Annotated in this window: 13 protein-coding genes and 3 pseudogenes; all 16 read right to left on the bottom strand. The window is 38.6% G+C overall.

The window, feature by feature from the left end:
* Positions 1-27 precede the first annotated feature (27 nt).
* Positions 28-1,008 (bottom strand): RNA polymerase sigma factor RpoS, encoded by a 981-nt coding sequence (gene rpoS / locus ACLKL2_RS17090; protein WP_413692571.1) that lies wholly within the window; start codon positions 1,006-1,008, stop codon positions 28-30.
* 108 nt (positions 1,009-1,116) lie between these two features.
* The gene (locus tag ACLKL2_RS17085) at positions 1,117-1,950 is read right to left on the bottom strand and encodes a peptidoglycan DD-metalloendopeptidase family protein (protein ID WP_413692570.1); all 834 of its coding nucleotides are present in this window, start codon (positions 1,948-1,950) and stop codon (positions 1,117-1,119) included.
* Between the two features lie 6 nt (positions 1,951-1,956).
* A pseudogene (locus ACLKL2_RS17080) lies at positions 1,957-2,504 on the bottom strand (YqaA family protein).
* Positions 2,505-2,615: 111 nt separating this feature from the next.
* A pseudogene (gene surE / locus ACLKL2_RS17075) lies at positions 2,616-3,361 on the bottom strand (5'/3'-nucleotidase SurE).
* Positions 3,358-3,654 carry a tRNA pseudouridine(13) synthase TruD gene (gene truD, locus ACLKL2_RS17070; RefSeq protein WP_413692569.1) on the bottom strand — a complete coding sequence of 99 codons (297 nt, stop codon included), beginning with the start codon at positions 3,652-3,654 and terminating at the stop codon, positions 3,358-3,360. The pseudogene surE and the gene truD (ACLKL2_RS17070) overlap by 4 nt, the downstream one beginning before the upstream one ends.
* Positions 3,621-4,400: a tRNA pseudouridine(13) synthase TruD gene (truD, locus tag ACLKL2_RS17065; protein ID WP_413692568.1), complete on the bottom strand. Its 780-nt coding sequence runs from the start codon at positions 4,398-4,400 to the stop codon at positions 3,621-3,623. Before truD (ACLKL2_RS17065) ends, truD (ACLKL2_RS17070) begins: the two co-directional genes overlap by 34 nt.
* A complete protein-coding gene (gene ispF / locus ACLKL2_RS17060) occupies positions 4,397-4,879 on the bottom strand; it encodes a 2-C-methyl-D-erythritol 2,4-cyclodiphosphate synthase (protein WP_113818283.1) in 483 nt (160 codons plus the stop codon). The genes truD (ACLKL2_RS17065) and ispF overlap by 4 nt, the downstream gene beginning before the upstream one ends.
* Before the next feature lie 59 nt (positions 4,880-4,938).
* Positions 4,939-5,466, bottom strand: a complete 528-nt coding sequence (locus ACLKL2_RS17055; protein WP_413692567.1) for an IspD/TarI family cytidylyltransferase — start codon at positions 5,464-5,466, stop codon at positions 4,939-4,941.
* A gap of 20 nt (positions 5,467-5,486) precedes the next feature.
* Positions 5,487-5,618, bottom strand: a complete 132-nt coding sequence (locus tag ACLKL2_RS17050) for a 2-C-methyl-D-erythritol 4-phosphate cytidylyltransferase (protein WP_413692566.1) — start codon at positions 5,616-5,618, stop codon at positions 5,487-5,489.
* On the bottom strand, positions 5,611-5,880 hold the full coding sequence (gene ftsB, locus ACLKL2_RS17045; protein WP_413692565.1) for a cell division protein FtsB: 270 nt from the start codon (positions 5,878-5,880) through the stop codon (positions 5,611-5,613). The genes ACLKL2_RS17050 and ftsB overlap by 8 nt, the downstream gene beginning before the upstream one ends.
* A gap of 128 nt (positions 5,881-6,008) precedes the next feature.
* The gene (locus ACLKL2_RS17040; RefSeq protein ID WP_413692564.1) at positions 6,009-6,569 is read right to left on the bottom strand and encodes a phosphopyruvate hydratase; all 561 of its coding nucleotides are present in this window, start codon (positions 6,567-6,569) and stop codon (positions 6,009-6,011) included.
* 344 nt (positions 6,570-6,913) lie between these two features.
* Complete coding sequence (eno, locus tag ACLKL2_RS17035; RefSeq protein WP_413692563.1) at positions 6,914-8,212, bottom strand: phosphopyruvate hydratase; 1,299 nt, start codon at positions 8,210-8,212, stop codon at positions 6,914-6,916.
* A 122-nt stretch (positions 8,213-8,334) separates the two neighbouring features.
* Positions 8,335-9,971: pseudogene (locus ACLKL2_RS17030) on the bottom strand (CTP synthase).
* Between the two features lie 328 nt (positions 9,972-10,299).
* Entirely contained in the window at positions 10,300-11,022 is a 723-nt protein-coding gene (locus ACLKL2_RS17025) for an amino acid ABC transporter ATP-binding protein (RefSeq protein ID WP_113818278.1), read from the bottom strand.
* On the bottom strand, positions 11,019-11,669 hold the full coding sequence (locus tag ACLKL2_RS17020; RefSeq protein ID WP_258546846.1) for an amino acid ABC transporter permease: 651 nt from the start codon (positions 11,667-11,669) through the stop codon (positions 11,019-11,021). Before ACLKL2_RS17020 ends, ACLKL2_RS17025 begins: the two co-directional genes overlap by 4 nt.
* A complete protein-coding gene (locus ACLKL2_RS17015; protein ID WP_413692562.1) occupies positions 11,638-12,339 on the bottom strand; it encodes an amino acid ABC transporter permease in 702 nt (233 codons plus the stop codon). The genes ACLKL2_RS17020 and ACLKL2_RS17015 overlap by 32 nt, the downstream gene beginning before the upstream one ends.
* Positions 12,340-12,418 lie beyond the last annotated feature (79 nt).

Below are 12,418 nucleotides of genomic sequence, written 5' to 3'. Positions count from 1 at the left end.
TTCCTGCTTAATTATTTATTAGCAAGTTTACGATTGAAATAATGAATCAATAGATAAACCCTGTGCCGATAAAACTGAGTGCAAAGATTTTAAGGCTTCCACTTGAATTTGACGAACTCGTTCACGTGTTAAGCCGATCTCTTTACCTACGTTCTCTAAGGTATCCGCTTCATACCCTAACAAACCAAAACGTCTTGCTAAAACTTCACGTTGTTTTGGTTGAAGATCTTCAAGCCAATCTACAATACGTAATTTCATATCATTGGTTTGTAGGCTGTTTTCCGGTGTATGATCTGTACTATCCGGGATAATATCTAATAAGTCTTTGTCAGCCGTTGTGCCAAGCGGGCTATCAACTGAACTAATTCGCTCATTGAGTTTTAATATTTTAGACACCTCTTTTGCAGGCACATCTAATTCTTTAGCAATATCTTCAGGTGTTGGTTCATAAGCCAGTTTATGGGCTAGTTCACGTGCGGTACGTAAATAAACATTAAGTTTTTTGACAATATGAATCGGTAAACGAATCGTACGTGTTTGATTCATAATAGCGCGCTCAATGGTTTGACGAACCCACCAAGTAGCGTAGGTTGAAAAACGGAACCCTTTTTCAGGATCAAATTTTTCCACGGCGCGGATCAAGCCTAGGTTACCTTCTTCAACAAGATCCAAGAGTGATAATCCACGATTGTTATAACGGCGAGATATTTTCACCACTAATCGCAAATTACTTTCTATCATACGTTTACGTGCCGCTTGATCACCTCGCTGGAGACGACGTGCGTAGTAAACTTCTTCTGGGGCTGTTAATAATGGTGAATAGCCAATTTCTCCTAAGTAGAGTTGGGTTGCATCCATTACTTTGTGTTTTTGATTGGTTTCAAAAGTACTTGAATTAGACTCTTTTTCAGATGACTTTTGCATATTAATCTCATGCTGTTCATCATCAAAATGCATCTGTGCATTATAATCAAGTTTATCTAAACTTACTGAGGCTGTTCCTACCATGGTTAAAACTCCTTTTAACTCTATAATATTTCGAACAAACTCCATGTAGATGAGCCTAATTGATTGTTTATACCTTTAAACAATCAATTATCTGTGCTCTTTGCATCGCTACCTTTTTGGTAAATAACGTAAAGGATCAACAGACTTGCCTCGATAACGAATATCAAAATGTAAATAAACGCTATCTGTGCCACTGTCTCCCATCACGGCTATTTTCTGGCCCATCTTCACTTGTTCATTCTCTTTAACGAGTAGTTTGTCATTATGCGCATAAGCACTTAAATAATCGTAGTTATGCTTAATGATCACGAGGTTTCCATATCCTCTTAAACCACTCCCTGCGTATACAACCTGACCACTAGCTGCCGCATAAATAGAGGTGCCTCGGTCATTTGTAATGGATATGCCTTTCATACCCTGTGTTGAATTTGCAAATGTTTTAGTTAATTTCCCTTCACTTGGCCAACGCCAATCGGATACCTTTTTAGCAACTGGCTGTGAAACGGGCTTTTTAGTCACTTTTTTATCAACAACTTTTGCAGGATATGCTTTTGTTGATTTTTTAACAACCTTTACTTTTTGATTTTTTGCGCAGCTTTGCCCTAAACAACCATTTGAGGCCACTTTTTGCTTATTTTGTGAAACAGTCGAAACTTTTTTACTAACATTTCTAAGTGTCAATACCTCTCCTTGTCTAATAATATAAGGTTTTTTGAGGTTATTTCGCATAATAAGCGTGTTTACGTTCATTTTTGCACGCCAAGCAATGGAATACAGCGTATCGCCTTTTTCCACTATATAGGTAGCTTGTCCTGGCGAAATGCTTTGTCCTGTTGCAACATAAGGCTTAGGAGTCGAAGTCGCATCATAAACAGGTGCTCGATCACTTTGCCCAGAACAAGCAGTTAATAGTACAAAAGTGGCAGATAATAGATATTTCACTGTTATTTAGTGCTTAATTGTAAAATATAAAATAACCGCCGCTAAAATAGTTAACCAACCTAATGCATCGATGTATTTACTTAATTTCGTTTCCATTTTCTCTCCCCTAGGACCATCAATCCAGCAACTAAGAAGAAGCGCATCGCTCGCCCAACTAATGCAGTTAACATAAATGGCCAAAATGCCATGCTCATAACACCTGCAGTTACGGTAAAGACTTTAAATGGAATAGGTGTAAAACTCGCGATAAAAATCACTAATACGCCCCACTCACTAAACCACGACTGTGCTGTTATCATTTTGCCTTGGTAATGCATTGCTTCAATAAAAGGTAATACCACAGGGTCATATAATGCGCTACCCAAGTAATAACCTAGGGCACCACCTAGAACAGAAAAAAGTGTTGCGCCAAAAGCAAACTGCCATGCTTTTTCTCGTTTAGCCAATGCCATCGGTGCCAGCATAATGTCTACTGGAATAGGCCAAAATATAGACTCTATAAACGCCGTGAGATAAAGATAAAATGGCGCATATTTATGTTTTGACCAAAGCATTACTTTTTCATATAGGGGGCAAATATTTTCACTTAGTTTCTCTTTTTAGGTTATTGGCTTAACTATCAGCGCTTAAAGGTGTCGGCTTAAGCGGTCATTACTAATGTTCAATCAAATCTCTTTTAACCATTTATCAACCATAGGCAACTGCTCTATCGCGGTTAAATCGACTTTGATTGGGGTAATTGATACATAACCATGCTCAACGGCATGAAAGTCTGTGCCTTCACCTGCATCTTCAATATGCCCTGGAGGCCCAACCCAAAAATTTCACGCCCTCTAGGGTCAATACTTTCTTCAATCATCTCTGCTTGATGACGTTTGCCTAAACGCGTGACTTTAATCCCTTTAATCTGCTCAAAAGGTAAATCAGGTACGTTAATATTAATAACTTGATGTTGTTCCAATGGCGAAACCAACAAATGCTCTACTAATTTTTTAGCATAGCGAGCAGCACTTTCGTAATGCTCAGTACCATCTAATGAAACAGCAACAGCTGGTAATCCTAAAAATCGTCCTTCCATTGCTGCAGCAACTGTCCCCGAATACAACACATCATCGCCCATATTGGCGCCAGCATTAATACCAGAAACGACCAGTTTAGGCGGAGTTGAACAAAGCTTATTTAATGCTAAATGCACACAGTCAGTAGGTGTGCCATTAACCGATATAAAGCCATTATCTAATTGATGCTTTCTTAAGGGGTGCTCCAGTGTTAATGAATTACTAGCGCCACTATGATTACGCTCAGGAGCAACAACCATAGTTTCAGTGTCATCAATTTGACTCAAGTGCTTGTGTAACGCAGACAATCCTGGTGCTAATACACCGTCATCATTACTAATTAATAGCATCATATATTTATCTCAATAAGCTCACGAATTACACTGGTTGCATAACAACCCGACGGTAAATAAAATGACAGTGTTAATGTTGCTTGATCATTCCATTGATAACTAAACTGCTCAGGTATTAATAATAACGGGCGTCGCTCTTGCTTTAACCCTTCTTTTGCTAACCCTGCTTGTAAATCAGCAAACTCCTGTAAACAATTTAATTCATATTCTTGTGCATCCTCGCTTGAGGTCAATTCACCTTTACCCCATAAAGGTGCTGTTAAGCAGACCTCTCGTTGAGATAAACGTTGCAAGGTTTGTTCCGATAAATCAGGTAATGGAAAAAAGATCGATTCGCAACAAATTGCACACAATCGCCAAGCATTGGAGATGCTTGTAAATTATCTTCAATACGCTGAGAAATAACACGGTTAAACAGGTAACTTCGCGCTGCGCTCAGATACATACCACGTTTAAATCTATCTTTTATTTTGCGACCATTAAACATTTGCAGTGCAGCATTAACATTATGACCGTCAAAACCGAAACGTTGATTACCAAAGTAATTAGGAACACCATGCTGAACTTTATCGAGTACTTTCTGTAATTGCGCTTTATCAGACACCTCACGCAAAGTAATGGTGAAGTTGTTACCAGATAAGCATCCTGTTCGTAGCTTTTTATTATGGCGAATCACTTTTAAAATACTGACACCAGGTGATTCAAAGCTGCTAAAGTCTGGGGTTATTTTTCCAGGAATATATAAAGAGAACCATTGATAAGTCTCTGCTTGGCGATCTTTTAAGCCTGCATAGCTTACATTCTTAGCAGCAATACCTGCAAATTTTGCTAGTTGCCTAGCTAGGTAATCAGTGTTTTCACCTACTTTTTTAACCCATAAACAAACATGCTCACCTTCACCGGTTAATTCAAAATCTAACTGCTCTTCTACGCGAAAGTCTTCACAATGTTGTTTAAAGCGACCTGTACAAGTGGGTTTCCCATAAAGGTAATTAAAGTCTAATGGGTATACCTTTTTTTCAGGCTGCAACTCACTCATTGTGCATCCTTTAATAAGATCACTACCGCATGTGAAGAGATGCCTTCTTTTCGCCCCATCGGACCTAACTTCTCTGTCGTGGTTGCTTTGACATTGATATTTCCTAGGTCGGTATCAAGTAAACGTGTTAGCTCTGCACACATATCGGCAATGTGTGGCGCCATTTTAGGCGCCTGTGCAATGATGGTGATATCAGCATTACCTAAACGGTAACCTTTATCCTTAGCTTGTTGATATACATTAACTAATAATTCTCGGCTATCGATGCCTTTAAAAGCATCATCATTATCAGGAAAGTGACGGCCAATATCACCTAATGCTAACGCGCCAAGTATCGCATCACACAGAGCGTGGATCGCTACATCACCATCTGAATGAGCCAGTAAACCTTGAGTGTAAGGGATCTTTACACCTGCAATGGTAATTGGGCCTTCGCCACCAAACTTGTGTACATCATAACCATGTCCGATACGGATCATAAATATTCCTTAACAATGTGTATAAAATTAACCGTGTGTTTTAAATGTAAAAATATGTATTAAATTTTTGAGAGATAGAATTCCGCTAATAATAAGTCTTCTGCTTGTGTGACTTTAATATTATCACTACGCCCTTCAATAATTGAAACACTCCCACCAGATAACTCTATGGCTGACGCTTCATCGGTAATCAGGTGCTGCGCTTCGATACTAGTAATAGCATTAATTAGCTGTTGGTTTTTAAACATCTGCGGCGTTAATGCATGCCACAAATTATCGCGATCGACCGTATGTTTAATCTGTTGTTCAGGATCGCTACGTTTCATAGTATCACGCACTCGATAAGCCAACATTGCACCGCTATCATGTTGTTGAGCATGATCGAGCAGTTTATCAATGTCGGTGGTTTGTATACAGGGACGAGCAGCATCATGCACTAAGACATAATCAGTGACAGGTAATGACTTTAATGCACTTAACACTGAATCTACACGCTCTTTACCGCCTTTAACCATACTCAATTTAGGGTGATTAACAACGCTCAAGTTATTGAACCACTGATCATTATCAGCAATAGAAACAACCACTTGATTAATATCAGGGTGTGCTAAAAAGGAGCAAGGCTATATTCAATAATCGTTTTATCTAAAATCGTTAAATATTGCTTAGGAATGTCCGAACCAACACGCTTACCGATGCCGGCAGCAGGCATCACCACAGAAAAACAGGGCTTATTCATCTAACTCTCCGCCTTTAGGAACGATACGGAAAAATGTTTCGCCTTCTTTAATTAGCCCTAGTTCATTGCGGGCTCGCTCTTCTATTGCTTCAGTGCCAGTTTTTAAATTATCAATTTCAGAGAACATCATTTGATTACGTGTCGTGAGTTCTGTATTACTTGCCGTAGCGAGATCAACGGCTTTTCTATATTCACGATTATCTTGCAGCCCATTTTTACCAAACCATAAATGGTACTGCAATAAAGAGAAGAGGGAAAACAAACACAAATAACAGTAAGCGCATGATAAGTAAACTCAATAATAAAAAGTTAATCATCCCATATTACAAGGAAAATTAACATTAGCTCAAGCATGCTAAATTAGACTGTGCTTAATTATTTTGCCTAACGTCATTTTTTCCAAAAAAGTAATTTGCTCTCTAATTGTGGGAAAAGCGGATGGAAAAATAGCTTATGAGTCATAATTAAACCAACAATCGCTTTGATAACAATCATTTGATCGATGCCTAGTAAATAATAAGCATAGCCGCCAACAAAAGCAGATATCCACATAAAAAACTGGAAAAATCGGATTTTTTTAACACTCAGCGCGGTTAAAATAATCGCAAAATCAACCCAAGTTAATAACAGTCCTAAAGATGGATTAGCCAGATAATCATTCACTGAGAAGTAAGTTGCGTAAGTTAAAAAAGCGATCATAATTACTAAGATAATCAGAGTGATACGGCGTGATAATTCAGTAAAATCACATAAATAACGGTATAAGGTCACGCTTCCCACTACTAGGTTCAGCAATACCTTTGGCATCACACCAATTAAAATCCCCCAGGAAACATCATTAATGACTGATAAAAAGGAAGCTAAGCGTATGTTTTTCATGCCATTAAAGACCATTAAAAAGACATAAAAGAAAACACTGGTCCACCCAAGGATCTCAATAACTACAGGCATTACTTTTCCACCACTACATTTAAAAAATGCGCATTTTACGCTGACTTTAAGCATTAAGATATGATTTAAGCTAAATGCCCAGGGGATTAGAAAGGTTTAATGCGCTTTCACCTAACCTTTTACCAAACAGCAGGCAAAAAAATCCCCAACCTAAGTTGAGGATTTAAATCTTAAGATTTAAAAATCGTATTCTATTTAAAGAATTACTGACCTTTAACTTCTTTAAGACTGAAGTAATGAGGTGCTTTGCACCTAATCTTTCACCAAACAGCAGGCAAAAAAATCCCCAACCTAAGTTGAGGATTTAAATCTTAAGATTTAAAAATCATATTCTATTTAAAGAATTACTGACCTTTAACTTCTTTAAGACCGTTGTAAGGTGCTTTTGAACCTAGCGCTTCTTCGATACGTAGAAGTTGGTTGTACTTAGCAACACGATCAGAACGGCTTAATGAACCAGTTTTGATTTGGCCAGCAGCTGTACCAACAGCTAGGTCAGCGATAGTTGCATCTTCAGTTTCACCAGAACGGTGAGAGATAACAACTGTGAAACCAGCGTCTTTAGCCATTTTGATTGCAGCTAAAGTTTCAGTTAAAGAACCGATTTGGTTGAATTTGATTAAGATTGAGTTAGCAATACCGTTGTCGATACCACGCTTAAGAATCTTAGTATTTGTTACGAATGGATCGTCACCAACTAATTGAACTTTATCGCCCATTAATTTAGTTTGATGTGCGAAACCATCCCAGTCAGACTCGTCAAGACCATCTTCGATAGAAACGATTGGGTACTGTTCAGTAAGATCTTTAAGGAAGAAGTTGAACTCTTCTGAAGTGAATTTTTTACCTTCACCTTTAAGGTCGTAGATGTTTGCTTCTTTATCGTAAAACTCAGATGCAGCACAGTCCATCGCTAATGTAATGTCTTTACCTAGCTCGTAACCAGCGTTTGCAACAGCAACTTTGATTGCAGCAAGTGCAGCTTCGTTAGAAGCAAGGTTTGGAGCGAAACCACCTTCATCACCAACAGCAGTTGAGTGACCGTCAGCTTTAAGTACTTTAGCAAGGCTATGGAATACTTCAGCACCCATACGTAGACCTTCGCGGAAGTTAGCAGCGCCAACAGGTTGGATCATGAATTCTTGGATATCTACAGAGTTATCTGCGTGTTCACCACCATTGATGATGTTCATCATTGGAAGCGGCATAGAGTAAACACCAGAAGTACCGTTTAGATCAGCAATGTGAGCGTATAGTGGTACTTTTTTAGAGATTGCAGCAGCTTTAGCAGCAGCTAGAGAAACAGCTAGGATAGCGTTTGCGCCAAATTTAGCTTTGTTTTCTGTTCCGTCTAGGTCGATCATGATTTGGTCAAGCTCAGCTTGTGCTAGTGCATCTTTACCAGCTAGTGCTTCAGCGATTGGACCGTTTACAGCTTCAACAGCTTTAAGTACACCTTTACCTAGGTAACGTGCTTTGTCGCCGTCACGTAATTCAAGTGCTTCACGAGAACCAGTAGATGCGCCAGATGGAGCAGCAGCCATACCGATAGAACCGTCTGCTAGATGAACTTCAGCTTCTACAGTTGGGTTACCACGTGAATCCATGATTTCACGACCAAGTACTTTAACGATGTTTGACATGATTTTTCCTTTGTTTTAATAAAAATAAATTTTAAAAATTCTTCATTACAAGCTGTGATTTGTGACCACAGCCTTTTAATGTGTAATTTTTTAACAAACTAATGCGATCGGGTCAACAAAAACTATGAAAAACGACCTTGTTGATGATCTATCGCAGCTTTTATAAACCCTTTAAATAAAGGGTGACCATCACGAGGCGTTGAAGTGAATTCCGGATGGAATTGCGCTGCAACAAACCAAGGATGATTTGGGTTTTCAATGATTTCTACTAGTTTCTTATCTTCAGATAAACCAGTGATCTGTAAACCCGCTTTCTTAATTGCTGGTAATAGGTTGTTATTTACTTCATAACGATGACGGTGGCGCTCAAATATTTCCTTGCTACCGTACATTTCCAATACTTTAGAGTTACTCGCTAGATGACACTTCTGCGAACCTACACGCATTGTACCACCTAAGTCCGAATCTTCAGTACGTTGTTCAACTTCACCTGATTTATCAATCCACTCAGTAATTAAACCAACCACTGGGTTTTCTGATTTTTCATCAAACTCTGTTGAGTGTGCATTTTTAAGACCTGCTACATTACGAGCAAACTCAATTAATGCCACTTGCATACCTAAACAGATGCCTAAATAAGGTATCTTATTTTCACGTGCATATTGTGCTGCAAGAATTTTACCTTCAACACCACGCTCACCAAACCCACCAGGGATTAAGATCGCATCAACACCTTCAAGAACAGATAGTCCTTTAATCTCAACATCTTGTGAATCAATGTATTTAATCTTAACAGTGGCAGCATTTTTTAGACCACCGTGTTTTAACGCTTCATTCACAGATTTATATGCATCTGGCAATTCAATGTATTTACCAACCATACCAATGATCACTTCACTGGTTGTATTTGCTTCTTCTGCAACTACTTTTGACCATTCGCTTAAATCAGCTTCAGGACAATCTAAACCAAAACGTTCAACACAGATTTGATCTAAACCCTGTTGTTTTAATAAAGCTGGAATTTTATAAATTGAGTCAACATCACGTAATGAAATAACTGACTTCTCTTGAACGTTACAGAATAAAGCAATTTTTGCGCGTTCATTCGCTGGGAAGCTCACTTCACTACGACAAATTAGAATATCAGGTTGAATACCTAGACTACGTAACTCTTTTACCGAATGTTGCGTTGGTTTAGTTTTTACTTCACCCGCTGTTTTTAGATAAGGTAAAAGTGTTAAATGCATGAACATTGCATTTTCACGACCGACTTTTAATGCCAATTGACGAATAGCTTCAAGGAATGGTTGTGACTCAATATCACCTACTGTTCCACCTAGCTCAACAATAGCAACATCATGTCCTTCACCACCAGCAATAACACGTGCTTGGATTTCATTAGTGATATGAGGAATCACCTGAATAGTAGCCCCCAGGTAGTCACCGCGACGCTCTTTAGCTAATACGTCAGAATAGATTCGACCTGTTGTAAAATTATTGCGTTTAGTCATTTTGGTACGAACAAAACGTTCGTAGTGACCTAAGTCAAGATCCGTTTCAGCACCATCGTCAGTCACGAATACTTCACCGTGCTGAATTGGGCTCATTGTGCCCGGTCAACGTTAATATACGGGTCAAGTTTTAGAATCGTTACGTCTAAACCACGCGCTTCTAAAATTGCGGCAAGAGAGCCTGCAGCAATACCTTTACCAAGTGATGAAACAACACCACCAGTTACGAATATATATTTTGTTGTCATAATAACCCTGAGCCATTAAGAAGAAAAAGAGTGTTAATTTTATTCACCAATAAAAAAATCACACGCAAAAATAGCCTAACTTGTTAATTATTAAAGTTAAGATTTTTAAAGTGTGACCGCTTTATCAAAATGGAAGAAAATTGAACATTTAGATGGGAGAGCAGTATATCAACTACTGTGATTCCCGACAAACGATAAAAACACTTTAATGCATAAATGGTATTTTTTTGAGAACAAAGTGCACCCGAAAATCATTTGGTTTTTAAAGCTAAATTAAAAAAACGGCGCTATTAGTTAGTAACTAGTAGCGCCGTTTTCGAAAGAGCGATTAAAGCACTTTACTTAAAAACTGCTTAGTACGCTCTTTTTGTGGGTTCTCTAACACCTGTTGCGGGGTACCCATCTCTTCGATTAATCCTTTATGGAAAAAGGCCACTTTATCAGAGACCTCTTTGGCAAAGGCGATCTCATGGGTCACACAAATCATGGTCATGCCATCATCACGTAATAACCTCAATGTATCCAACACCTCACCCACAAGTTCAGGGTCTAATGCCGAGGTCACTTCATCGAACAACATATAAGGCGGATCCATCGCTAGTGCGCGCGCAATTGCTAAACGTTGCTGCTGACCACCAGACATCTTGGTTGGATATTCATGTAACTTATCCCCTAGTCCCACATGAGTAAGCTCTTTTGTAGCAATCTCTTCGGCTTTTTCTTTACTAAAACCTTTTACCACTTGTGGCGCTAATGCCGCATTTTCCAATACCGTTAAGTGCGGGAAGGAGTTCCATTGTTGGAATACCATGCCTAAATTTTGTCTTAGTTGGTTTTTATCCGTATTTTTATCGTGAACATCTACCCCATCCACTAATATCTTGCCGCCATTAATCGCTTCAATAGCATTAATACAATATAGAAGCGTTGATTTACCGCTACCACTGGCACCGATAATACTGACTACTTCGCCTTTTTTAACATCAAGATCAATACCTTTTAATACTTCTAAATCACCAAAAGATTTATGAACACCTTTGATTTCTATCATCTTGTCATTTTCCTTTCTATGTATTTACCATAAAGCGACAATGGGTAAGAGATCAAAAAATAAAACAACCCTACGCCTACTAAAATCATCACGGCCTGTTGCGAACGTGATATCAACTGCTCTGCAGTTCTTAACAATTCCATATAACCAATGACCGATACCAGTGCTGAGTCTTTAATCACACTCAAGCCAACACCTATCCATGACGGTAATACCGACCGCATGCCAATCGGAATACTAATATGTCGGACAGTTTGCCAATAACTCATGCCCAATGAGCGCGCTGCTTTCTTGGTCGCTGCGGGCACATTATCAAAACCACTTCTAAATACCTCAACCATAAAGGCCATGGTATACAGTGATAAAATAATCGAGCCAGCTACAAATGGTTCAAGTGGGTAACCCATGGCACCAATAAAAGTACTGAATAAGATAAGCTGAATAATCAGGGGTACCGATTTTAAGATGTCCAGTACACCACCTAAACACATATTCACTATCTTGTTACCTTCTGCTCTAGCAAACCCCAGTACTAAACCTAAAATAGTACCGAAGAAGATCGCAATCACAGAGATATAAACGGTATTTAACACGCCCGTTAAAATGAAACCTGCATCATTCCAAGAGATAGGAGTAAATAAATTCATTATGATAACTCCCTTTAAAGACACGTTTCGATACTAAGTGCGCAGCAAATAAAACTAGCTTAGCAATTACGTAATACATGGCCGCAGCGACAATAAAGAACTCTAAAGTTCTAAAAGAGCTAGACTGTAAACGTTGTGTTTCTCCTGACAAATCATTCATTCCCACTAATATACCTAATGAACTCATTAATATTGACCAGATAAATTGATTGGTCATTGGGTGATAAATGCGTCTAAACATTTGCGGTAAGATAATATGACGATATGCCTGCACACTATTCATGCCTAAAGAGCGCGCTGCATTGTATTGTGTTGGTGGAATAGATTGAAAACCACCACGAAATGTTTCTGCTAAATACCCACCATTTACAAATACTAAGGCAGCAAAAACCGATAAGTAAGGGCTTAAATGGATGCCGTAAGCACCTAAGCCAAAGTAAGCCATATAAATCAGAAATAATGCCGGTGTATTTCGAGAAAGCTCAATCCATATACTGGATAAAAAAGATAAAATCTTAGAGTTAGACATTTTACCCAATGCTAAAAAAACCGCCGCAACGATCCCTACTAACATTGATAAAACAGAGACGTGTAATGTAGTAAATGCGCCACCTAATAATTGCGGAAAAGCATCCCATACTACACTCCAATGAAAGTTATAACTATCCATATACCCTCTTTAAATAATTCAAACTGCAGTGAGTTAAACTCAAATGCTACTTTGTCCATCCCCAATAAATATTGCTATT

The sequence above is a fragment of the Psychromonas sp. KJ10-2 genome, assembly GCF_047323255.1.
Classification (GTDB): domain Bacteria; phylum Pseudomonadota; class Gammaproteobacteria; order Enterobacterales; family Psychromonadaceae; genus Psychromonas.
The sequence above is the reverse complement of the archived record's forward strand: the minus strand, read 5'-3'. Positions and strand labels throughout refer to the sequence as shown.

Excerpts from the sequence above, each read along its gene's own strand:
- rpoS (WP_413692571.1), bottom strand. The coding sequence starts at position 1,008 with ATGGTAGGAACAGCCTCAGTAAGTTTAGATAAACTTGATTATAATGCA.
- truD (WP_413692568.1), bottom strand. The coding sequence starts at position 4,400 with ATGAGTGAGTTGCAGCCTGAAAAAAAGGTATACCCATTAGACTTTAAT.
- ispF (WP_113818283.1), bottom strand. The coding sequence starts at position 4,879 with ATGATCCGTATCGGACATGGTTATGATGTACACAAGTTTGGTGGCGAA.
- ACLKL2_RS17050 (WP_413692566.1), bottom strand. The coding sequence starts at position 5,618 with ATGAATAAGCCCTGTTTTTCTGTGGTGATGCCTGCTGCCGGCATCGGT.
- ACLKL2_RS17040 (WP_413692564.1), bottom strand. The coding sequence starts at position 6,569 with ATGCCTGTAGTTATTGAGATCCTTGGGTGGACCAGTGTTTTCTTTTAT.
- eno (WP_413692563.1), bottom strand. The coding sequence starts at position 8,212 with ATGTCAAACATCGTTAAAGTACTTGGTCGTGAAATCATGGATTCACGT.
- ACLKL2_RS17025 (WP_113818278.1), bottom strand. The coding sequence starts at position 11,022 with ATGATAGAAATCAAAGGTGTTCATAAATCTTTTGGTGATTTAGAAGTA.
- ACLKL2_RS17020 (WP_258546846.1), bottom strand. The coding sequence starts at position 11,669 with ATGAATTTATTTACTCCTATCTCTTGGAATGATGCAGGTTTCATTTTA.
- ACLKL2_RS17015 (WP_413692562.1), bottom strand. The coding sequence starts at position 12,339 with ATGGATAGTTATAACTTTCATTGGAGTGTAGTATGGGATGCTTTTCCG.